Annotated in this window: 18 protein-coding genes and 2 tRNA genes; 9 read left to right on the forward strand and 11 right to left on the reverse strand. The window is 73.0% G+C overall.

The window, feature by feature from the left end; translation table 11 throughout:
• The coding region (locus ACYVK5_RS21725; RefSeq protein ID WP_460708059.1) for a hypothetical protein at nt 1–209 on the forward strand (209 nt) is incomplete at its 5' end.
• 122 nt (nt 210–331) lie between these two features.
• Here ACYVK5_RS21725 and ACYVK5_RS21730 read toward each other — a convergent pair.
• The 4 genes from ACYVK5_RS21730 to ACYVK5_RS21745 all read right to left on the reverse strand — a co-directional run bounded on the left by ACYVK5_RS21730 (nt 332) and on the right by ACYVK5_RS21745 (nt 3121).
• Nucleotides 332–1243, reverse strand: coding sequence for an ATP-grasp domain-containing protein (locus tag ACYVK5_RS21730; RefSeq protein ID WP_460708060.1), 912 nt, complete (start codon nt 1241–1243; stop codon nt 332–334).
• Nucleotides 1244–1353: 110 nt separating this feature from the next.
• Nucleotides 1354–2034 (reverse strand): ABC transporter permease, encoded by a 681-nt coding sequence (locus ACYVK5_RS21735; RefSeq protein ID WP_460708061.1) that lies wholly within the window; start codon nt 2032–2034, stop codon nt 1354–1356.
• A complete protein-coding gene (locus ACYVK5_RS21740; RefSeq protein WP_460708062.1) occupies nt 2031–2690 on the reverse strand; it encodes an ABC transporter permease in 660 nt (219 codons plus the stop codon). The genes ACYVK5_RS21735 and ACYVK5_RS21740 overlap by 4 nt, the downstream gene beginning before the upstream one ends.
• A 71-nt stretch (nt 2691–2761) precedes the next feature.
• Nucleotides 2762–3121: a winged helix-turn-helix transcriptional regulator gene (locus tag ACYVK5_RS21745; RefSeq protein WP_460708063.1), complete on the reverse strand. Its 360-nt coding sequence runs from the start codon at nt 3119–3121 to the stop codon at nt 2762–2764.
• A 113-nt stretch (nt 3122–3234) separates the two neighbouring features.
• Between ACYVK5_RS21745 and ACYVK5_RS21750 the strand changes: the two genes are divergently transcribed.
• The 3 genes from ACYVK5_RS21750 to ACYVK5_RS21760 all read left to right on the forward strand — a co-directional run bounded on the left by ACYVK5_RS21750 (nt 3235) and on the right by ACYVK5_RS21760 (nt 6873).
• Nucleotides 3235–4095 (forward strand): NAD(P)H-binding protein, encoded by an 861-nt coding sequence (locus ACYVK5_RS21750; RefSeq protein WP_460708064.1) that lies wholly within the window; start codon nt 3235–3237, stop codon nt 4093–4095.
• A 277-nt stretch (nt 4096–4372) separates the two neighbouring features.
• Nucleotides 4373–5398 carry an ABC transporter substrate-binding protein gene (locus ACYVK5_RS21755; protein WP_460708065.1) on the forward strand — a complete coding sequence of 342 codons (1026 nt, stop codon included), beginning with the start codon at nt 4373–4375 and terminating at the stop codon, nt 5396–5398.
• An 89-nt stretch (nt 5399–5487) separates the two neighbouring features.
• Nucleotides 5488–6873 carry an acyltransferase family protein gene (locus tag ACYVK5_RS21760; RefSeq protein WP_460708066.1) on the forward strand — a complete coding sequence of 462 codons (1386 nt, stop codon included), beginning with the start codon at nt 5488–5490 and terminating at the stop codon, nt 6871–6873.
• 139 nt (nt 6874–7012) lie between these two features.
• On the opposite strand, the gene ACYVK5_RS21765 is transcribed toward ACYVK5_RS21760, so the two are convergent.
• Nucleotides 7013–7085 (reverse strand) — tRNA-His (locus tag ACYVK5_RS21765).
• 67 nt (nt 7086–7152) lie between these two features.
• Entirely contained in the window at nt 7153–7791 is a 639-nt protein-coding gene (orn, locus tag ACYVK5_RS21770) for an oligoribonuclease (RefSeq protein ID WP_460708067.1), read from the reverse strand.
• A gap of 619 nt (nt 7792–8410) precedes the next feature.
• Here orn and ACYVK5_RS21775 point away from each other — a divergent pair.
• Complete coding sequence (locus ACYVK5_RS21775) at nt 8411–9721, forward strand: MFS transporter (RefSeq protein ID WP_460708068.1); 1311 nt, start codon at nt 8411–8413, stop codon at nt 9719–9721.
• On the opposite strand, the gene ACYVK5_RS21780 is transcribed toward ACYVK5_RS21775, so the two are convergent.
• The 5 genes from ACYVK5_RS21780 to ACYVK5_RS21800 form a co-directional block, all read right to left on the reverse strand.
• Nucleotides 9657–10769, reverse strand: coding sequence for a protein phosphatase 2C domain-containing protein (locus tag ACYVK5_RS21780; protein ID WP_460708069.1), 1113 nt, complete (start codon nt 10767–10769; stop codon nt 9657–9659). The two genes, ACYVK5_RS21775 and ACYVK5_RS21780, sit on opposite strands and share 65 nt — an antisense overlap.
• Nucleotides 10766–12949 carry a serine/threonine-protein kinase gene (locus ACYVK5_RS21785; RefSeq protein WP_460708070.1) on the reverse strand — a complete coding sequence of 728 codons (2184 nt, stop codon included), beginning with the start codon at nt 12947–12949 and terminating at the stop codon, nt 10766–10768. Before ACYVK5_RS21785 ends, ACYVK5_RS21780 begins: the two co-directional genes overlap by 4 nt.
• On the reverse strand, nt 12946–14004 hold the full coding sequence (locus tag ACYVK5_RS21790) for a glutamate ABC transporter substrate-binding protein (RefSeq protein WP_460708071.1): 1059 nt from the start codon (nt 14002–14004) through the stop codon (nt 12946–12948). Before ACYVK5_RS21790 ends, ACYVK5_RS21785 begins: the two co-directional genes overlap by 4 nt.
• Nucleotides 14001–15287 carry a hypothetical protein gene (locus ACYVK5_RS21795; RefSeq protein ID WP_460708072.1) on the reverse strand — a complete coding sequence of 429 codons (1287 nt, stop codon included), beginning with the start codon at nt 15285–15287 and terminating at the stop codon, nt 14001–14003. The genes ACYVK5_RS21790 and ACYVK5_RS21795 overlap by 4 nt, the downstream gene beginning before the upstream one ends.
• A 123-nt stretch (nt 15288–15410) precedes the next feature.
• Nucleotides 15411–15484 (reverse strand) — tRNA-Arg (locus ACYVK5_RS21800).
• Between the two features lie 148 nt (nt 15485–15632).
• Between ACYVK5_RS21800 and ACYVK5_RS21805 the strand changes: the two genes are divergently transcribed.
• The 4 genes from ACYVK5_RS21805 to ettA all read left to right on the forward strand — a co-directional run bounded on the left by ACYVK5_RS21805 (nt 15633) and on the right by ettA (nt 21401).
• Nucleotides 15633–17324, forward strand: a complete 1692-nt coding sequence (locus ACYVK5_RS21805) for a GTPase domain-containing protein (protein ID WP_460708073.1) — start codon at nt 15633–15635, stop codon at nt 17322–17324.
• Nucleotides 17321–18931 (forward strand): GTP-binding protein, encoded by a 1611-nt coding sequence (locus ACYVK5_RS21810; protein ID WP_460708074.1) that lies wholly within the window; start codon nt 17321–17323, stop codon nt 18929–18931. Before ACYVK5_RS21805 ends, ACYVK5_RS21810 begins: the two co-directional genes overlap by 4 nt.
• Nucleotides 18932–18986: 55 nt before the next feature.
• Nucleotides 18987–19610 carry a single-stranded DNA-binding protein gene (locus ACYVK5_RS21815; protein WP_460708075.1) on the forward strand — a complete coding sequence of 208 codons (624 nt, stop codon included), beginning with the start codon at nt 18987–18989 and terminating at the stop codon, nt 19608–19610.
• A gap of 108 nt (nt 19611–19718) precedes the next feature.
• On the forward strand, nt 19719–21401 hold the full coding sequence (gene ettA, locus ACYVK5_RS21820) for an energy-dependent translational throttle protein EttA (RefSeq protein WP_460708076.1): 1683 nt from the start codon (nt 19719–19721) through the stop codon (nt 21399–21401).
• The last annotated feature ends 100 nt before the right edge of the window (nt 21402–21501 follow it).

Here is a 21501-nt window from a genome sequence, read left to right on the forward strand (position 1 = left end):
GCGCGCGGGGCGGCGACGGGTCCGACGACGGCCGCGGGTCGGGCGGCCGCCCGGGCGGCGATCGCGGCCGCGGCAACGGCGGGCGTGACGGCCGCGGTGGTCGAGGCGGCAAGGGCCGCGGAGGTCAGGGCGGCCGGGGCGGCGGCAAGAGCCAGCCCCCGGCGAACACGGCGATGGCGGAGGCGCTCCGGAGGGCGGGGCTGGCCTGATCCGCCGGAGGTCGACGCTCGATCGGTCCGTTGGTGAGTGATCGGCAGATCGAGCTGCCGATCACTCATCGAGCTACCGATCACGTGGGAGCCGGGCCGCCGCGCGCTTCCTGCGGGCGCGACTACCCGAGCCGCTCGACGATCGCGTCCGCCATCGTGCCGAACGCGTCCACGCCTCCGGCCATCTGCATCCACAGCGACGGCTCGGTGAGTTCCAGCTCCATGAGCATCGGGGTGCCGTCGTCACCGGTGACGAGATCGACACGCGCGTACAGGAGCGGCTCGCGGGCGCCGAGTTCCGCCTGTGCGACCTCGAGGGCCTTGCGCGCCACCGCGATCTGCTCGTCCGAGGCGGTGAAGGGCCGCATCTCCTCGATCGCGTACAGCCCCTGCGTCGGGCGGACCGGGCCGTTCAGCAGGGCGTTGCGGCGCACGGAGTGCGACAGTTCGCCGTCGATGAACACCAGGCAGGCCTCGCCCGCCGTGTCCACGGAGGTGACGTAGGGCTGGATCATGGCCCAGCGTCCGCCGTCGAGCAGGCGCTTGGCGTGCTCGATCGCGAGGGCGCGCGACTCGGCGGAGACCGGCTGGTAGCGCCCGGTGTCGTTGGCGCCGGCGCTGACCACCGGCTTGACCACGAAGTCGCCGAACGCCGGCATCCGCGTGTGCACGGCGCGCTTGGACAGGTGCCGGTCCGGGTCGAGCCAGATGGTCGGGATCACGGGGACGCCGGACGCCTCGAGCGTGCGCAGGTAGCGCTTGTCCGTGTTCCACTCCAGCACGTCCGCGCAGTTGAGCAGTTTCGGCACCGCCTTCGCCCAGGCGACGAACTCGTCGCGGCGGGCCGAGTAGTCCCACGTGGAGCGGACCACGACCAGGTCGTACGACGACCAGTCCACGTCGGTGTCGTCCCAGACCGCGGGCTCGGCGGTGATGCCGCGCTCGGCGAGGGCGGCCACGAGGGGCTGGTCCCCCTTGTCGAGTTCGGGCAGGACGGAGCAGGTGGCCAGTGCAACACGGAGGTTCTCAGTCACGTCTGCGAGCGTAGCGAAGGCCTGTGCGGCGGTGCGGTGGAACGACGAGGGACGGACACGGGCGAAGCCGTGGTGCGTTCCCGTTGTGCGCGGCACCCGAGCGTGACTCGCTACCGCCGCTTGTGCGTGGTCACGCGCAGCGGCGCCGGGGTGACGAGCCGTTGCGCGACCGCGAGGACGCCGTCGAGCACGAGGGCCAGCAGCGCCACGACGATGCCGCCCGCCAGTACCTGGCCGTAGCGCTGCGTGCCCATCCCGAAGGCGATGATCTGACCGAGCCCGCCGCCGCCGGCCAGCGCGGCGAGGGGGATCGTGGCGACGACCTGCACGATGGTGGTGCGCAGTCCCGCGGCGATGAGACCGGTGGCGAGCGGGAGTTCGATCTGGAAGAGGACGCGTGCGCCGGACATGCCCATCCCCCGCCCGGCGTCGCGCGCGGCGGGGTCCGCTCCGCGGACGCCCTCGTAAGAGTTCACGAGGAGCACCGGTACGGCGAAGATCGCCGCCGCGAGCACGGCGGCGCCGTTGCCGAAGAGGCCGCCGGCGGCGAGCAGCAGGATGATGCCGAGGGTGGGGACCGCGCGGGTGGCGTTGCCGAGTGTGACCATGACGCCCGCTCCCTGGCCCGTGTGCCCCATCCAGGCGCCGAGCGGGATCGAGAACGTGGCGGCGAGCGCGACGGCGAGCGCGGTCATGATCAGGTGCTCGACCGTCAGGTCGATGATCCCGCCGCTCCGTGTCCAGGTCAGGGGGTCGTTGAGCCACACGATGGCCTCGTCGAGGACGTTCATGCGCGCCCCCGCTCGCGCCAGGGGGTGAGGGCGCGCCCGCCGGCCCAGATCGCGACGTCGAGCACGACGGCGAGGAGCACGCAGGCGAGCGTGGCCGCCATGATCTCCGCGCGGTAGAAGTTGTTCCGGAAGCCCTGGAACATCAGCTGCCCGAGCCCGCCGTAGCCGACGACGACGCCGACGGTGACCATCGCCACCGTCGACACGGTGGCCAGGCGCAGGCCGGCGACGACGGACGGCAGCGCGTTCGGCAGCGAGACGTGGACGAGCACGCGCGCCGGGCCGTAGCCGAGTCCGCGGGCGGCGTCGAGCACGCCGGGGTCGACGCCGTCGAGCCCGGCCACGGTGTTGCGGAGGATCACCAGCAGCGCATAGGCCACAAGGCCGATGAACACCGGGGTGCGTCCGATGCCGAGCAGCGGGGCGAGGATCGCGAACAGCGCGAGGCTCGGTACCGTGTAGAGCACCGCGGCGGTACCGATCACGATCCCGGACAGCCAGCGGACCCGGGAGACGAGGATGCCGAGCGGCACGGCGATGAGCGCGGCGACCGCCACCGACTGCACCGTGAGCACGGCGTGCTGGGCGGTGTGCTCCCAGAGGGTGTTCGCGTTCTCGACCACGTAGGTCCAGGAGAACCAGGGGTTGGCGGCCATGACGAGGACGCTATCGCGAGCGACCGACATCGACGAGAGGCCGCGGCGCGGGCTGCGCGGCACGGGGTGCCTCAGTCCGCGACGGCGGTCTCCAGGACGTCGGCGAGGGCTCTCAGGTGGCCGGCGACCTCGCGCCCGAGGGGGGTGAGCTCGTACTCGACGCGGGCGGGGATGACGTCGATCACGTCGCGGATGATGAGCCCGTCGCTCTCCAGGGTGCGCAGGTTCTGCGACAGCATCTTCTCGCTGACGCCGTCGACGCGGCGGCGCAGCGCGTTGAAGCGGGTCCGGCCGTCGAGGAGGGCGAGCAGCGCGAGCGAGGCCCACTTCGAGGTGACGTCGTCGAAGACCGCGCGTGAGGCGCAGTTCCGCGCGAACACGTCGGCCACGAGCGCGACGCTGGGTTCGGCCGCGTCGTCGTGCTGCGCCATCGGACCTTCCTCTCTCCTGCCGGATTCCTGCCTGTCGGGCACGGCCCATCCTACAGTGCCAACCTGTTGTATGGTACTTTCGATTTGAAAGTACGACCGAGAAGGAGTCGAACATGTCGCAGGTCTACGCGGTCACAGGAGTAACGGGTCACTTGGGGCGCCTCGTCGTGGGGGAGCTTCTCGACCGGGGGGTCGACCCGCACCGCGTCGTAGCGATCGCGCGCACGCCGGGCAAGCTGGACGACCTCGCCGAGCGCGGGGTGCAGGTGCGTGAGGGCGACTATGACCGTCCGGAGACCCTGAACGCGGCGCTGGCCGGAGTCGACCGCCTGCTCCTGGTGTCGGGGTCCGAGATCGGCCGGCGCGTCCCGCAGCACACCGCCGTGATCGAGGCAGCGAAGGCCGGCGGCGTGGGACGCATCCTCTACACGAGTGTCCTGAAGGCCGGCGCCACGGGGAACCCGGTCGCGCCCGAGCACGTGGAGACCGAGAAGGCCCTGCGTGCGTCCGGGATCCCGCACACGATCCTGCGCAACAGCTGGTACGTCGAGGTGTACACGGACCAGGCGGGCCAGTACCTCCAGACCGGTAAGATCCTGGGCGCCACCGGCGGAGCCCTCATCTCCGGCGCCGCCCGTGCCGACTACGCGGCCGCCGCGGCGTCGGCCCTCCTCGAGGACGCGGACGGGGACCGGGTGTACGAGCTCGCCGGCCCGAGCTTCACCCTCTCCGACCTCGCCGCCGCCATCACGCAGGTCACGGACACCAAGGTGGTGTACGAGGACCTCGCGCCCGAGGCGTACCGGGCGGCCCTGACCGGCGCCGGGCTCGACGCGGGCACGACGGGATTCTTGGTCGCCCTCGACGCCTCGATCTCCGCCGGCGACCTCGCCACGGACAGTGTCGACCTGCGGCAGCTGATCGGGCGCGAGCCCGCCTCGCTCGAGGAGGCCGTCCGGGCGGTGCTGGGCTGAGCAAGCGAACTGAGCGCGCGGTCCGGTGCGAGCACCGGGCCGCGCTCAGGCCGAGCACCCGCCTGGTGCGGGCCTCATGGTTCCAGCGCGTCACACACTCTGTGCGGAGCATCACAGACGGCCCGGGCAGGCGGCCGCTCTACTGCTGTCGGCCCCCGTGCGCCCGCCATGATGCGACGGTTCGCCCGCGATTCCCCTTGCCAGCGCGCACCGATCACGATCGAATGGGCCAGTTCGACCTCGTAGAACACCAGTACAGAGCAGAACCGGAGTCACGATGCGCCTCGCCCGCACCCCCCTGTCCCGCCCGCTGCGCCTGCTCGGCGCGGCCACCGCCGTCGTCGGCCTGACACTGCTCACCGCGTGCGGCGAGCCCGGCTCCGCCGGCGGCGATCCGAACGACGACGGCGACGACGTCGCCGCCACCTGCGAACCGATCGCCGGCGACGAGATCGTGGTGCTCGACGACGACCAACAGCTCCAGACGGTCGACAACATCATCCCGGCCGTCAACGCCGAGGCGGCCGAGCAGTACCCGGACCTGATCGGCCTGCTCGACCAGGTGTCGGCGGCACTGGACACGGACACGCTGATCGGGCTGAACCGGGCGGTCGACATCGACCGGCAGACGTCGGAGGACGTCGCCGCCGAGTTCGTCGCCTCCGCGGGCATCGAGGCCGAGGAGGTCGACGACGCCGGCTCGATCGCCATCGGCGCCGCCGACTTCGCCGAGAGCGCCACACTCGGCAACATCTACGCCGAGGTGCTGGAGGGCGCCGGGTACGACGTCGAGGTCACCACCATCGGCAACCGCGAGGCCTACCTGCCCGCGCTCAAGAAGGGGGACCAGATCCAGATCGTCCCCGAGTACGTCGGCACGCTGACCGAGTTCATCAACCTCGACGTCAACGGCCCCGACGCCGAACCGGTCGCGAGCAGCGACCTCGACGCCACGGTCGAAGGGCTGCGCGGGCTCGCCGACGAGGTGGGCCTCGTCGTCGGCGAACCCTCCGACGCGCAGGACCAGAACGCGTTCGCGGTGACCACAGCGTTCGCGCAGGAGCACGGCCTCACAACGCTCTCCGACCTCGCGGAGGCCTGCGACGGCCTGATCCTCGGCGCCGGGCCCGAGTGCACCGAACGTCCGTTCTGCCAGCCGGGCCTGGAGGAAACCTACGAGCTGACGTTCAGCGAGTTCCGCTCGCTCGACGCCGGCGGGCCGCTCACCAAGGAGGCCCTGAAGCAGGGCGAGATCACCCTCGGCCTGGTCTTCAGCTCGGACGGCTCACTGACCACCGAATGAGGCCGTGAGCCGCAATCGGAGACCGGCTACCGTGGAGAACGGGGCGTGCACGGACGTGCACCCGCCGGGCCGAGGCCTCGGGAGGAACGGTGTCCTCGATCCAGGAACTCGCAGCGCGGACGCCGTCCTCGCGCCGGAGGGACCTGGACCTGCTGCGCGCCGCCGCGATCGGTGCCGTGGTCCTCGGGCACTGGCTCATCCTGACCGTCCAGCGCACGAGCGACGGACGGCTCACCGGCTTCACCGCCCTGCCCGAACTGCAGTGGGCGCACGCGCTGACCTGGCTGTTCCAGGTCATGCCCGTGTTCTTCCTCGTCGGAGGCGCCGCCAACGCCATCTCCTGGACACGCAGGCGCGACCGTGGCGGGACGGCCACGCGCTGGCTGCTCGACCGCAGCGCGCGGCTGTTCCCGCCCGTCACCGCGCTCCTGCTCGTCGTGGCGGGCGGCGCGGCCGTCGCCCGCCTCGCGGGCGTCACGCCCGGCTTCGTCGAGCAGGCCGTCGCACTCGTGGTCCTGCCGCTGTGGTTCCTCGTCGTCTACCTCGGCGTGACCGCCCTGACGCCCCTCACCCACCGGCTCCACGAACGCCACGGGCTCGCCGTGCCGGTCGCGCTGGTCGCCGGCGTCGCGGCAGGCGACGCGCTACGCCTCACGACCGGCAACGAACTCGCCGCGGCCGGCAGCTTCGCCTTCGGCTGGCTCGCCATCCACCAGGTCGGCTACGCCTGGCACGACGGCACCCTGCGGCTCGGGACCCGGCGGGCGTCCGCGCTCGTCATCGGCGGCCTGGGCACCCTCGTGCTCCTCACCGGGCCTGGGCCCTACCCGGTGAGCATGGTGACCGTGCCCGGAGACGCGATCCAGAACTCCTCGCCACCCACCCTCGCGCTCCTGACCCTCGCCGCCACCCAGCTCGGCCTCGCCGCACTCGTGGCACCGCGGGCGCAACGCCGGCTCCAGCGGCCCCGCCCCTGGGCCGCCGTCGTCGGCGTCAACACCGTCGTCCTCACCGTGTACCTGTGGCACCTGGTGGCGGCACTCGCCGCCGCCGTCGCCCTCGACCTGCTCGGGCTCCTGCCGCCGAGCGACGCGGGCACCGCCGCCTGGTGGCTCGGCCGCGTGCCGTGGCTCGCGGCGCTCGCGGCCGTCCTGACGGTGCTCGTGGTCCTGTTCGGTCCCGTCGAGACGCGAGCCCCGGCCCGGCGGGCGGGGGCCGTTGTCGACGGCCGGCGGGTGCGGGCCCGGGGCCGCTTCGCGGCGGTGGCGCTCGCACGGACCGGGCCGGTCGTGGGCGCGTACGCGGGGGCCGTCGTCGGCCTGCTGTGGCTCACGGTCGCGGGGGACCTGGGTGGCCTGCAGGATCCTTTCGGGGTTCCCACGGGGGCGCTCGTCCTGGTCCTCGGGAGCGCTGCGGTGCTCCGGTTCGGGCGTGCCGGTGCGCAGCGGGGGTCCGCTCCGGAACCATCGAGGTAGAACCCGGTCGGGCGGGTCTCACGCGGCCCGCCGCCAGATCCACCAGCGGATCGGCGGCCGCGAGAACCGACCCGTATCCCCGGGAGCACGAAAGCGGCAGGCCGACCCAGGAACCTGGATTGACCTGCCGCTTTATCAGGGTGAGTAACGGGACTTGAACCCGCGACCCTCGCGACCACAACGCGATGCTCTACCAGCTGAGCTATACCCACCATGCCCGCCGATTCAGTACCGGCGGCCGACGAAAAGCATACATGAGGTCGGGCTCCGACCCCGAACTCAATTCGCGCCCGGCACCAGCTTCGTGACCGACGTCTCCTTCACCTTCGCCGCCGCCGCGCGGGCGGTCTCGGAGTCAGGCCCCGGCGGCGCGGGGAACAGCACCTCGCGGTAGTAGCGGAGCTCGTCGATGGACTCCAGGATGTCGGCGAGAGCCCGGTGGCCGCCGTCCTTGTCGGGGCTGGCGAAGTAGACGCGCGGGTACCAGCGCCGGGCGAGCTCCTTGACGGAGGAGACGTCGATGATCCGGTAGTGGAGGTGGCCCGCGAGTTCCGGCATGTGGGCGTCGAGGAACAGCTTGTCGGTGCCCACGGAGTTGCCGGCGAGCGGGGCTTTGCCCTTGACCGGTACCCAGTCGCGGACGTACTCCAGGACGCGGGACTCTGCCTCGGCGAGGGAGAGTCCGCCGGCCAGTGCGTCGAGCAGGCCGGACCGGGTGTGCATGTCGCGCACGAAGTCGCCCATCTGGGCGATGGCCTCGGCGGGGGGCTTGATGAGGACGTCGATCCCGTCGCCCAGGGGTTTCAGCTCGGAGTCGGTGACGACGGCGGCGACCTCGACGAGCGCATCGGTACGGACGTCGAGCCCGGTCATCTCGCAGTCGATCCAGACGATACGGTCGGCGGGACTGGTGCTCACGGCGCCCAGCCTACGTCGTGCGGTCAGGCGGGGCCGTCCACCCGACCCGCGGCGGGTGCCGCTGCCGGTGCCGGGCGGGGGCGCGAAAAACAGCGACACGCCGACAGGATCGAGATCTGTCGGCGTGCCGCTGCGATTCGGTGGCCGCAAGCGTGTCCGGCTTGCGGTGCGTCGGGGTCAACGGACCGGGGTCCGACGAGGGGCCCGGAGCGTGCTCCGGGACTTCCGCCGCGCGCGTTCCTGGCGCTGGCGCCGGTCGCGCCGGAGATCCTCGGCGTGGTCGAGCCGTTCCTGATGGAGGGCTCGGATGAGGGTGTAATCGATGGTGTGCACGTGAGTGCCCTTCGTGACGCTGGATTGCCGGGACGAGCCCGGCGTGAGGTCTGGCCGGACCTCTCCGCCACCCGGTCGTCGGGACCAGGCGGACGCCACCGCGGTGTGTCTGAACACTCTCAGGTCCGGGGGTCGTGACGCACGGCTTTTTCCTGGTGGCAGATCCTTGCTGCCCGTGGCGAAGGACACACACGGTCCGACCTCTGCCGAGGCCGTGGCCGTCACCCGTGAAGCGTCCGCCGTGACATGTCCGGAGAACTCGGTAGGCGGCTGTTAACGTCCAGCCATGTCCCGACCTGCCCCTGCCGGACGCCGCGCCGCAGATCCGGCTGTCGACCCGGCCGAGCCGTCCGCCGGCCGGCCCGGCACACCCGATCCTTCCCACCACCTGAGGACGCCGACGTTCCGCTGGCTCACCGCCGGCTGGGCGCTCACCAACTTCGCCGACTCGGCGCTGATGCTCATCATGGCGATCTGGGTGGCCGACCTCACGGGGAGCGCGGCGGCGGGCGGGCTGACGTTCGCGATGCTGGGCCTGCCGGCGCTGGTCTCGCCGTTCCTCGGCGTCCTCGCGGACCGGGTCTCGCGCCGGAAGCTGCTCGCGGTCGCGTACCTGCTCGGCGCGGCGTGCCTGGTCCCGCTGTTCTGGGTGCACGACGCCGGGACCGCCTGGGTGATCTACCCGGTCACGGTGCTGTACGCGCTGGTGGCGTACGTGACGGCCGCCGGGCAGTCGGGGCTCCTGAAGGACCTGCTGCCGGACGAGGCGCTCGGGCACGCCAACGCGCGGCTCGCGATGATCGACCAGGTGTTCCGGGTCGCCATGCCGTTCGCCGGGGCGGGCGCCTACGCGCTGGCCGGGCCGTACGTCCTGGTGGCGGCGACGATCGCGGCGTTCGTCGGCGCGGCCGCGGTGTTCGTGTGCCTGAGGTTCGCCGAGTCGGTGGTCCCGGCCGCGCAGCGCGTCACGGTGCGTGAGGTGGCCGGCGGGTTCCGGCAGCTGTACGCCGGTGTTCCGCTGCGCCCGCTGACGAACGTCATGCTCGTCGCGTTCGCGTTCATCGGCCTGGTCAACGGCGTGGTGTTCGCGATCCTCGAGGACGTCGGCGTCCCGAACGCGTGGCTGCCTCCGCTGCTGGTGCTCCAGGGGGTCGGCGGGTTCGTCGCGGGGGCGCTCACGCCCCGCCTCATGGCGCGGTGGGGCCGTGGCCGCGTGGTCGCGGTGGGCATCCTGCTCGCGGGGGTGGGCCTCGCGCCCCTGCTGCTCGCGATGGTGCCGCTCGTGGTGGTGGCGCAGCTCGTGCTCGGGTTCGGGACGACGTCGGCCGTCGTCGCCTACGTCACCGAACGCCAGGTCGTCACGCCCGCGGGCCTGCAGGGCCGCACCGCGGCCGCCAGCCAGCTCCTGCTGAACTTCCCGCAGGTGCTGTTCACCGTCGCGGGCGCCGCGCTGCTGGTCGTGTGGGACTGGCGGGTGATCGTCGCGGTCAACGTGGCGGCGCTGCTGCTGGCGGGCCTCGCGGGGCTGCGGGTCAGGAGAGAGGCCCCGGTTCCGTCCGGGACGGCTCCGGTTCCACCCGCGCCAGCGCCACGGTGATGTTGTCGCGCCCGCCGGCCGCGTTCGCCCAGAGCACGAGCGCCGCCGCGGTCTCCGACGGGTCGACCGTCCCGCCCGAGAGCCGGCGCACGAGGTCCGACACGTCCTCCGCCTCCGAGCAGTAGTTCCACAGGCCGTCCGAGCAGACCAGCACCCAGCCCGGGACCTCAGGGAGCATGGCCGCGCAGTGCGCGTCGAGGTCGGGGGCGGTCCGCCCGAGCCAGCGCGTGATCGCGTGCGCCTGCGGGGAGTGCTCGGCCTGCTCGCGCGAGAATCCCGCGGCCATCATCTCCTGCGCCCACGAGTCGTCGACGGACAGTTGTTCCGCGGCGCCGTCGTCGGGCAGCCAGTACACGCGCGAGTCGCCGAGCCAGCCCGCCACGACCAGGCCCGAGTCCACCACCGCGGCGGCGAACGTGCAGGCCGGAGGGTCGATCGCGGGTCCGCTGTGTCGGCCGGAGATCGCCGCCTCGCGCGCGATCTCGTCGCCGGTGCGGATGACGGCGGCCCCGGCCTCCCGGGAGGCGGTCACCATCGCCTGGGTCCACTCCGCCACGCGGCGTTCGATCTTGCCCCGCACGGGCAGGGAGCCGACAGGCTCGAACGTGACCAGCGCGTCCCGCGCCACCCGGGCTGCCGCCAGCGAGGCGACGTCGGAGTTCGGCGCGCTCGACACGCCGTCGCACACGACCAGCGCCGCCGTGCCGCTCGCCGAGCCCGGGCCGGCGGCGGCCAGCGCCATCGCGTCCTCGTTGCGCGCGTGCCGCACCCCGCGGTCGCAGACGCCGGCGGCCCAGTCGGCGGGCTTCTCGGTGAAGTGGTCGCGCTCGGACAGCGGGGCCGGAGGAGGCGTGACGGAGGAGTCCGGGTCCGGGTCGACCACCGTGACGACCGGGATGGGCTCCGTGGGCGGGGCGCCGGTCGTCGTGCCCTCCGCCGGCTGTCCGCGCAGCTCGAAGCCGCACTGCTCGCAGAAGCGCGCGCCGGGTGCGGAGAGCTCTCCGCAGCGCGGGCAGCGTGACTTGGTGTTCTCGTCAGGAGTGCTCATCGCAGCGTCCAGCGTCGCACGGAGTTGGCCCGATCGACGAGCGTGACACGGGCACGACGGCTCTCGGTGAACTGCGCGAGACGGCGCAGGCCCGCCTCGAGGGCGTCGCGCAGGCTGGGCTCGGTGGCCTCGGCGCCCGCCACGCGGATGCCGGGCTCGGGGCCGTGCCGGAGCACGTGGTCGAGCGCGCGCTGCAGCGCCTCGACCACCACCTGGGTGCGCATCCGGGCGGGGACCGGCGCGTCGTCGATCACCTCGGCGGCCTGCGCGAGGGAGGGCAGGCCGCGGCCGGATCCGATGAGCAGGCGGGCGCGGGCGAGGCGGGCGTCGCCGTACGAACCCCGGGTGGGGACCACGAAGTCGAGCGCGTCGAGCGCGCCGTCGAGGTCGTCCCGCGCGAGGCGTACCCGCGCCAGGCCGAACGCGGCCGCGCCCGTGTAGTTCGCGTCGGTGCGGGCGCAGACCGCGTACATCTCGTGGGCCACCCCCAGCTCGCCCGACTGCTCGCACGCGCAGGCGAGGGCCAGCTTCGGCGCGAGCTCGCCCGGAACCTGCCCGTACACGGCGTTGAAGGCCGCGGCGGCGCCGGCGGCATCGCCCCCGGCGAGGTAGGCGAGGCCGTCCATCCAGGCGGCACGCCACTCCCAGGGGTCGAGGGAGAGGATCTGTGTCACGGTGTCGCGCACTCGCCGCAGGTCGCCGATCTCCAGCGCGGCGCGCGTCTCGGCGAGCAGCACCTCCACGGTCCGCCGCGGTGCCAGCGCGAGCTGGTCCAGGCGCGCGGCCGGATCGGTGAGGTTCACGCCCGCGACCCACGAGGTCATCGGGTCGGTGGGGTCCGGGGCGAGCCCCGGCATCTCGTCCCACTTCAGAGGGCCTCCCGAGCCGTCCGCCGGCGGCACGCCGAACAGGGCCGACGCCGTCGACGTCGTCGCGCCCCCGCTCCCCGTCCGCTCGAGGGCGACGACCTCACGCAGGACCCCGAGGAGCTGCTCGCGCGCCTCCTCGACGGTGAGGAAGCGGTCGTCCCGCGAGGGATGACACGCCTTGGCGAGCCACCGGTGCAGCGAGTCGTGCCGGGCGAACAAGGGAGTCTCGTCGACGGGCGGGAGGGTGTGCTCGTGGACGCCGGTGCTGCCGGCGAAGTCCAGGACGAGCGCCGCGAGCGTGCGCCCGATCGTGTAGATGTCGGACGCGACGGACGGGCCGACCTGCGCCACCTCGGCGGCCTGGTAGCCCCGCGTACCGTAGATCTGGGTCGTCATGTCCGACATGCGGCGCACCCCGCCGAGGTCGATGAGCTTGACGGTGTCGCCCTGGACCACCACGTTGTCCGGCTTGAAGTCGCAGTAGAGCAGGCCGTGGTCGTGCACGTAGGTGAAAGCGGGCATGATCTCGAGCAGGTAGGCGATGGCGTGGTCCGGCGGGAACGGGCTCCGCCGTTCCTCCCGCAGCTCCTTGAGCGAGCGCCCGCCCACGTACTCCATCACCGTGTACCCGGCGCCCGCGTGCCGCGCGAAGTTGTAGATCTCGACGATCAGCGGATGCTCCACCTCGGCGAGGAACTCGCGCTCGCCGACCGCGACGTCGTAGGCCTCCGTGCTGTCGGCGTTCAGCAGTCCCTTGAGCACCACCCAGCGGTTGGCGACGTTCCGGTCGCGGGCCAGGTAGATCCACCCGAGGCCGCCGTGCGCGATGCAGCCGACCACCTCGTACTGCCCGCCGACGAGCTCACCGGGCGACAGCGACGGGACGAAGTCGAACGGGGTGCCGCACGCGGCGCAGTAACCCCTGGTGCGTCCGGGCACGCCCTCGCGCGCCCGGCCGACCGGATCGCCGCACGCGGAGCAGAACCGCTTCTCCTCGGCGAGCTCGGGGTTCTCCATGACCGACGCGAGCGGGTCCTGGACCTCAGGCGTGGGCACGACCGTCAGCCCGGCGCCGAGGCGCTTCTCGCGCAGCCAGGGCGACGACGTGCTGTGCAGCTGGGAGTCGCGCGGGACGTTCGCGATGGCCGACCCGAGGGCGGTCGCGCTCAGCCGCGACGAACTGGTCGCAGCAGCCGCGGGACCGGACGCGGCCGTCCCTCGCGCCATCGTCGAGACGCGCAGCGACATCGGCACCGCCCGCGTCGGCGGGTCGGAGGCAGGCCGGTCCGTGCCGTCGCCCACCCGGATCACGACGCCCGCCCGTAGACCGGCGCGGGCGGCACGGGCGCGTCACCCAGCACGTCCGACAGCCAGCGGTCGTAGCTCAAGTGCCAGCCCCCGCTCGAGACACGCTGCTCCAGCACCGCGTTCACGAACCGCACCAGGTCCACCTGGTCGGCGGGAATGCCGATGCCGTAGGGCTCGTCGCTGACCGCGTCACCCACCACCTTCGCGTACGGGTCCTGGGCGGCGAAGCCCGCCAGGACGGTGTCGTCGCCCGTCAGGGCATCCACCCGGCCCTGCTGGAACATGGCCAGGCACTGGGTGTGCGTCGCGGCGGCCACGGGTTCGACGTCGTCCCAGGTCCGCAGCAGGGCCAGCGACGTGGTGTCCTCCGACGCGCACACGCGCTGCCCCTCGAGCTCCCCGATGCCCCGCACGTCGGACGAGGACGGCACCAGCAGCTTCTGCCCGGCGTGGTAGTACTCCGCCGAGAACGCGACGTCCTCCCAGCGGTCGCACGTGATCGTGTACGTGCGCACCACGATGTCGACCTCGTGGTCGATGAGGACCCGCTCCCGCTGCGCGGAGGTGATCACCCGGAACCGTACGCGGTCCGGGTCGCCGAAGATCGCCTTCGCGACGGCGCGCGCCACGTCGATGTCGAAGCCCTCGATGCCGCCGGTGAACGGATCGCGTGCGCTCATGCGCAGCGTGTCCGCCGAGATCCCGACGCGCAGGGCGCCGCGCTCGCGGATCCGCGCCATCGTGGACCCCTCCGGCACCACCCCGGGCCGGGCGTCCTGCGGCGCGTACGAGGCGGTCGCGGGGGCGCCGTCGGCGCACACCTGCGGCTCTCGCAGGACCTCGCCCGTGCCCGACGGCGGTCCGTGGCCGGTCCCGCCGCCGGAGCTGCGGTCCGCGTCGCCCTGGGTCGACGTGATGCCGTCGAGCCTGGTGGTCGCGGCGCGCGGCACCGCGCAGGCGGCCAGCGCCACGACCACGAGCCCGGACACGACGGCGGCGGCGAGGCGGCGGTACCGGAGGCGCGGGTGCGCGAGACGCCCGGGTGAGACGGCGTTCACAGGTACTCCTTCTGCCGTGCCCAGATCCCGGTGGCGGTCATGCCCGCGGCGAGCAGGCCGGTCACCAGGGCGATCCAGCCGGTCGCGGAGGACACGGCCGACGCCTTGGTGAGCTGGGCGGCGGCGCGCTCCCCGGTGACGGTGACGTCCCGGGCGGCCCGGGCCGCGAAGTCCTCGAACGCCGCCATGGCCGAGCCGTCGCCGGTGGCGACCGCCGCCGACACCGCGTCCTCCCAGCGGCCCGCGGTGTCGAGCGCACGGATCTCGGCATGGCCTTCCAGCCACGTCCGCAGGAGGTCGCCGGTCGGCCGCTCGGCACCGGCGGCGTCGTCGGACGCGGCCAGCAACTCGGCGGCGCGCATCGTGGAGGCGTGGAACCGGTCCTCGTGCTCCCGCCCAGACCCGCGCTTGATGAGGGTGAGCGACTCCTGCGACTTGGCGTCCGTGGCCTCCGCGAGCGCGGCGGAACTCGCGACGGTGGCGGCGTAGGGGCCGTCCGCCACCTTGTGCGCGACGACGTTGCCCCCGACCACGCCGATGGCCACGGCCAGGGAGCCGACCAGCGCGAGGGCCGTCGCGACCACCATCCACGGGCTGATCATGCGGTGGGTGCGGTGGGCCAGCCACCACTGCACGAGCCCGAGCACGACGAGCCCGGCGACCACGGCCAGCAGCGGGGACTGCCGCATGGAGACGGCGGCCAGGTGGCCGTCCATGCGGTCGGTGATGCGGCCGGCGACGTCGTCGAGCACGGGCAGCGCCTCGTCGCGCAGGGTCGCCGACGCGAGGTCGAGGTAGCCGGTGCCCACGGGGAGGCCCTGCCGGTTGTTGGCGCGGGCCGACTCGACGAGGCCGGCGTAGCGCTGCACGGCGTCGGACACGGCGGCCAGCTCGTCGGCGCGCTCGGGGGCGCGGGCCGCGAGCGGGGGCACGGCGCGGGCGGCGTCGGCGAGATTCTCCGAGTAGCGCTCCCGCATGGCGGTGGGCTCGAGCCCGCCGACCAGGAAGGCGCTCGTGGCCGCCGCGTCGGCCGAGACGAGGCGGTTGCGCAGTTCCTGCGTCGCCACGAGATCGACGGCGTCCGCGTGGGCGATGTCGAGGTCTTCCGACTGGCCGGTGCCGGCGAGGAACCCGGCGATCCCGAGCGCGACGCAGGCCAGCACGGAGGCGATCTGGGCGAGGCCGAGGCGGCCCGGGGTGCCGGACACCGCGTTCGCGGCCCGCCGGGCGAGGAGGTGCGGGAGTGCGTTCGAACCGGGCCGGTGCGGTGCGGCCACGGTCATCGGCAGTACCTCCGGAGGCTCTGGGTGGAACGTCCGCGCCGCCACCGGCGCTTGTCAGCGGTGCTGAGCCACGGTAATCGCGGCACGAGATTCCTGCGACTTGTGCGTGGAGAGGATTTCAGGTGCCCCCGGCAGGATTCGAACCCGCGACCTCGTCATTAGAAGTGACATGCTCTATCCAGCTGAGCTACGGAGGCATACGCCCGCGTGGGCGCGGGCCTATCGTATCGATCCTGGCCGCGGAGTTGGACCAGGCGCGAGGACCAGTATCGTGGACGCAGTCCGCGGACGCCTGCCCGACGTCCCCGGTTGGCAACGGGCATGTGGAGATATCAGGATGAACCCGTGACTCTCGGAACGCGCTCCGCCGCGCTCGGCCGCCGGGGCGGCGTCGACCCCGACGTCGCCGAGCAACTCGGCTTCACCGTGCACGACGTCGTCCACGACCTTCGCGGCGACGTCGCCGCCGTGCGGCTGCCGCTCCCGATCGAGGGGGCCGACGACGCCGAAGCCTCCCGGGCGCGGTTGCTCGCGCAGCTCGACGAGCACCTGCTGCCACGGCTCGCGGAACTGTCCAGTCCGGCGCTCGTGGTGCTCGCGGGCTCGACCGGTGCCGGTAAGTCGACCATCTTCAACAGCTTGCTGCGCGGGGACATCTCCGACGCGGGCGTGCTGCGACCCACCACCCGGGAACCCGTCGTGGGCGTGCACCCGCGGGACCGCGTGACGCTCAAGGCGGGTCCCGTGACCGAGCTCGCGCGCGTCGTCGAGCACGAGGGCGTGCCGCGCGGCACCGCGTTGCTGGACGCCCCCGACCTGGACTCGTTCGTCTCGCAGAACCGGAGCACGGCGGGCAAGCTCCTCGAAGGCGCGGACCTGTGGCTGTTCGTCACCACGGCGGCCCGGTACGGGGACGCCCTGCCCTGGGAGGCGCTCGACCGGGCGCGCGAGCGTGGTGCGAGCGTGGCCATCGTGCTCAACCGGGTCGGCGAGTCCGACCTCGCCACCATCCGCGGCGACCTGAACGCGCGGATGCGGGAGCGGGGCATGACGGACGCGCCGCTGTTCACCGTCCCGGACGTCGGCCCGCACGAAGGACTGCTCGACACCTCGCTCGTCGCGGGGATCGCGCGCTGGCTGGCCATGATGGCCGGCCCGGAGCGGTCCCGCACCGTGGTGGTGCGCACCCTCAAGGGCGCGCTGAAGGCCCTCCCGGACTGGGTGGAGGGCCTGGTGGACGCCGTCGACGCCCAGGGCGCCGCGGCGCGCGAGCTGCGCCGCGTGATCGACGTGGTCGTCCCGGACGCCGAGGCCGTGGCGCGGGCCACCATCACGGCCGGGACAGCAGGCGGCTCGCAGGTGACCGCGCGCTTCGCGGAACTGGTCGCGAGCAAGCGCATCGACCGCGTCACCGTGCGTGACCGCGTCGTCCGCACGACGAAACGCGCCGGTCGCGCCCGCTCCGAGGCGCTCGCCCCGCTGCGGGAGGAAGCCAGGAAGGCCGCGGAGCGCTCGCTCGCGGCCGCCGGCGCCCGGACCGAGGAGCGGCTGCGCGCCGAGCTCGCGGGCCCGGGAGCCCCCGCGGCGGGTACGGCGGTGGCGCCGTCGGGCAAGGAACGCGGACCGGCCCGGCAGGAGTGGGTGGCCGAGCAGGCCGCGGCCTGGATCGCGGAGGGCGACCGCCTCGTGGCGGGACTCGGCACCGAGGAGGAAGTCCACGATACGGACGTCTCGGTTCCCCTGGACGAAGCGACGGCACTGGGCGCCCGGCGCGCCTTCGGGGATGCCGGGCTGGCGACGCTGCTGCACGCCGCGGCGCTCGGGAACGAGGACGCGGCACGGCTCCTGGGCAAGGTGCTGGGCGACGCCGTCGACGGACTCGTGCACCCGCTGCGCTCCGACCTGGCGAACCGGACTGCGCTAGCGGTTGCGGTGGAGGCCCGATCTGTCCAGAGTGCCCTTGAGATCCCCGCCCTCGCCGACGACGCGGCAGCCACGCTGCGTGTTCGGCTCGCCGAGCTCAGGAGGCTGACATGACGAGCGCCTCGACGCGGCCACCCGGCCGTGCCGGAGATGATGCCGCGCTGCGCGCACGGACCGAAGACCTCGGTCGCGCCCTGCAGGTGGCAGGTTCCCGCCTCGACGACGCCGTCTTCGGCCGCGTCGCGAGCGCCGTGGCGGGCGTGCGCGAACGCATCGCCCTCGGCGTCGACCACACCGTCATCGCCCTCGCGGGAGGCACGGGATCGGGCAAGTCGAGCCTGTTCAACCGGATCTCCCGGCTCTCCTTCGCCGAGGTGGGGGTCAAACGCCCCACCACGGCGAAGGTCTCCGCCTGCTCCTGGTCGGACGACGCCGCCGCGCTCCTGGACTGGCTCGGCGTCGAGCGCGAGCGGCGCATCACCCGCGCCGGCGAGCTCGACGGGGCCGACGAGGACGGCTTCGGCGGCCTCGTCCTGCTCGACCTGCCCGACCACGACTCCGTCGCCCCCGGCCACCGCGAGATCGTGGACCGCGTGCTGCCCCTGGTCGACCTCCTCGTCTGGGTGGTGGACCCGCAGAAGTACGCCGACGACGCGCTGCACTCCGGCTACCTGCGCGGCGCGGGGGAGCGACCCGGGTCCATGGTCGTCGCGATCAACCAGATGGACACCGTCCCGGCGGGCCAGCAGGACAACCTCACGCGTGACGTGTCCCGCCTGCTGCGCGACGACGGCGTCGGCGAGGTGCCGGTGGTTCCGGTCTCGGCGAGGACCGGGTACGGCGTGCAGGACCTGCGGGACCTGCTCGAGCAGGCGGTCCGCCGGAGGTCGGTGTCCGCCGGACGCGCCGCGGCCGAGCTGGACGCCGCCGCCGCGGCCCTGCTCGAGGAGACCCCTGCCGAGGTGCCGTGGCACACCTCCACCGTGCTCGCCGCGGAGACTGACGCGCTGGCGGAGACCGCCGGGCTCGGCCCGGTCGCGGCGCAGGTGGCCGCCTCCGTGCAGAACGGGTACGGGCGGCCCGAGTTCCCCGTGCCCGATCCCGACGCCGTCGCGCTGTCCCGTGCCCGCTGGCTCACCGGCGCGGGGGAGAACCTGCGGCCCGGCTGGCAACGGTCGCTCGCGGAGTCCGTGGCCTCCGCGGAGCACGTCGGTGCCTCGCTCGCGACCGCGCTGCGGGGCGTCACGCTGGACGTGCGAGGACCCGCCTCGGCGCGTCCGCTGCGGCGCGTGGCACTCGTCTTCGTGGGACTGGCCGTGGTGCTGGGCCTCGCCACGGTGCTCGCGTCGATGCAGGTGCTCCCCGTCGACGACACCACCTCGACCGTGCTCGGCGTGACCGGTGTCGCGGCGGCGCTCGCGGCGCTCGGTGTGTTCCTCGCGGCGACGCGGGTCCGGCGGGCGCTGGCCCGGCGGCGGGAGCAGGCGGTGCTCGCGGCGGGGCGGGCCGCCGTCGAGCGGGTGCTGGAGCGGACGCTCGGGGAGCCCACGCAGCGGCTCCTCGACGAGCACCGCCAGGTTCGCGAACTCGCGCAGTCCGCGCGTGAGGAGGGACCCCCGGCACGGGCCCAGGCCGGTTCGACGCCGACGACGGGTCGTGGAAACAGCTCTTCGTACACAGCCACCGCTCCGGCGCCCTCCGTGGAGGCCGCCCGCGCGTGATGCTGGTCCCGGCACGCCGGCAGGGGGCCGGCGCGCCGGGACGAAGGAGCGCGATGTGAGCAACGACGTGAAGGTGACCGTGACGGGGAACGCGGGGAGCGATCCTGTGATCCGGCGGTCGAGCAGGGGTACCGAGTGGACCCGGTTCTCGGTGGCGAGCACGCGGCGCATCCGGGACACGGACGGCGAGTTCTACGACGGGCCGACGATCTGGTTCCAGGTGAAGGCGTGGGGCCACGCAGCGGTGAACATCAGCGAGAGCGTCAGGAAGGGGCAGCCGGTGATGGTCGCCGGACGGCTCGAGGTCGAGGAGTGGGGCGACGACACCCACCGGCGTACCAGCCTGGTGATCAACGCCGACTCGGTGGGGCCCAATCTCATGAAGGGCCGGGCGGCGTTCCAGCGCGTGATCCCGTCCGACGAACCGCCGGGTGCGCCGGGGCAGGTGGAACGCGCCGCCGCCGGGTCCCGTGAGGGCGGTCTCGCGCGCGGCGTGCCGGGCGGGGACGTCTGGGCGACGACGGTCGCAGGCCCGGACGCGCCTCCCGGCCCGGACGAGTTCGGTGAGGTCCTGGACGAGGCCGGGGAGGCCGTGGACGGCTCCTCCGGCACCACGGTCGCGGACGCCGGGTATGACGGCGTCCGGGGTGCCGGGCACGAGAACGGAGTGACCGCGTAGGCTGGGGGCCGACGCCGCCCGTCGCGGCCGTGCGCGATATGCGCGAGCAGATCGCCGCGCGGCGGGCGCAACCCCCTCCCTACCTGTTGAAACGGTGGAACGAAGGCAGTGGCTGAGTTCATCTATTCCATGTACAAGGCGCGTAAGGCGCACGGCGACAAGGTCATCCTCGACGACGTGTCGCTGAACTTCTTCCCCGGCGCGAAGATCGGCGTCGTCGGCCCGAACGGGGCCGGGAAGTCCACGATCCTGAAGATCATGGCGGGTCTGGACACCCCGTCCAACGGTGAGGCCCGGTTGTCGCCCGGCTACACGGTGGGGATCCTGCAGCAGGAGCCGCCGCTGAACGAGGAGAAGACGGTCCTGGGCAACGTCCAGGAGGCCGTCGCGGACATCCTTGCGAAGAAGGCGCGGTTCGACGAGATCTCCGCGCTCATGGCCGAGCCCGACGCGGACTTCGACGCGCTCCTCGCCGAGATGGGCACGCTCCAGGAGAAGATCGACGCGGCCGACGCGTGGGACCTGGACAACCAGCTCGAACAGGCGATGGACGCGCTGCGCTGCCCGCCGCCGGACGCGGACGTGAAGCTGCTGTCCGGCGGTGAGCGCCGCCGTGTCGCGCTGTGCAAGCTGCTGCTGGAGAAGCCGGACCTGCTGCTGCTCGACGAGCCCACCAACCACCTGGACGCCGAGTCCGTGCTGTGGCTGGAGCAGCACCTGGCGAACTACCCGGGCGCCGTCCTGGCCGTCACGCACGACCGCTACTTCCTCGACCACGTCGCGCAGTGGATCTGCGAGGTCGACCGCGGCCGCCTGTACCCGTATGAGGGCAACTACTCGACCTACCTCGAGAAGAAGCAGGAGCGCCTGCAGGTCCAGGGCAAGAAGGACGTCAAGCTCGCCAAGCGCCTCAAGGAGGAGCTGGAGTGGGTGCGGTCCAACGCCAAGGGCCGCCAGACCAAGTCCAAGGCTCGCCTGCAGCGCTACGAGGAGATGGCCGCCGAGGCGGAGCGGACCAGGAAGCTCGACTTCGAGGAGATCCAGATCCCGGCCGGCCCGCGTCTGGGTTCTCTGGTGCTCGAGGCCGAGAACCTCCAGAAGGGCTTCGGCGACCGGACCCTGATCGACGGGCTGAGCTTCACCCTGCCGCGCAACGGCATCGTGGGCGTCATCGGTCCGAACGGCGTCGGCAAGACGACGCTGTTCAAGACGATCGTCGGGATGGAGCCGCTGGACGGCGGCATCCTGAAGGTCGGCGACACCGTGTCGGTGTCCTACGTGGACCAGTCGCGCGGCGGCATCGACCCGGACAAGACGCTCTGGGAGGTGGTCTCGGACGGGCTGGACTTCATCAAGGTCGGCAACGTGGAGATCCCGTCCCGCGCCTACGTGGCGTCCTTCGGGTTCAAGGGCCCGGACCAGCAGAAGCCGGCCGGCGTGCTGTCCGGCGGTGAGCGCAACCGCCTGAACCTGGCCCTCACCCTCAAGCAGGGCGGCAACCTGCTCCTCCTGGACGAGCCCACCAACGACCTCGACGTCGAGACCCTGGGCTCCCTGGAGAACGCACTGCTCGACTTCCCGGGCTGCGCCGTGGTGGTCTCCCACGACCGGTGGTTCCTGGACCGCGTCGCCACCCACATCCTGGCGTACGAGGGCACCGAGGAGGACCCGGCGAACTGGTACTGGTTCGAGGGGAACTTCGAGTCGTACGAGGAGAACAAGGTCGAGCGGCTCGGCGCCGACGCGGCACGCCCGCACCGCGTCACCTACCGCCGCCTGACCCGCGACTGACTCCTCTCGCGCTCGAACGGTCCCGTGGCGCGCGTCCGGCGCACGCCGCCACCGTGCAACGCACCGACCGTTCGGTCTCCAGGCTCACCGAGTTCCGGAG

It is taken from the genome of Myceligenerans halotolerans, from assembly GCF_054782975.1.

Excerpts from the sequence above, each read along its gene's own strand:
- ACYVK5_RS21735 (WP_460708061.1), bottom strand. The coding sequence starts at position 2,034 with ATGAACGTCCTCGACGAGGCCATCGTGTGGCTCAACGACCCCCTGACC.
- ACYVK5_RS21740 (WP_460708062.1), bottom strand. The coding sequence starts at position 2,690 with ATGGCCGCCAACCCCTGGTTCTCCTGGACCTACGTGGTCGAGAACGCG.
- ACYVK5_RS21745 (WP_460708063.1), bottom strand. The coding sequence starts at position 3,121 with ATGGCGCAGCACGACGACGCGGCCGAACCCAGCGTCGCGCTCGTGGCC.
- ACYVK5_RS21750 (WP_460708064.1), top strand. The coding sequence starts at position 3,235 with ATGTCGCAGGTCTACGCGGTCACAGGAGTAACGGGTCACTTGGGGCGC.
- ACYVK5_RS21755 (WP_460708065.1), top strand. The coding sequence starts at position 4,373 with ATGCGCCTCGCCCGCACCCCCCTGTCCCGCCCGCTGCGCCTGCTCGGC.
- ACYVK5_RS21775 (WP_460708068.1), top strand. The coding sequence starts at position 8,411 with ATGTCCCGACCTGCCCCTGCCGGACGCCGCGCCGCAGATCCGGCTGTC.
- ACYVK5_RS21780 (WP_460708069.1), bottom strand. The coding sequence starts at position 10,769 with ATGAGCACTCCTGACGAGAACACCAAGTCACGCTGCCCGCGCTGCGGA.
- ACYVK5_RS21795 (WP_460708072.1), bottom strand. The coding sequence starts at position 15,287 with ATGACCGTGGCCGCACCGCACCGGCCCGGTTCGAACGCACTCCCGCAC.
- ACYVK5_RS21810 (WP_460708074.1), top strand. The coding sequence starts at position 17,321 with ATGACGAGCGCCTCGACGCGGCCACCCGGCCGTGCCGGAGATGATGCC.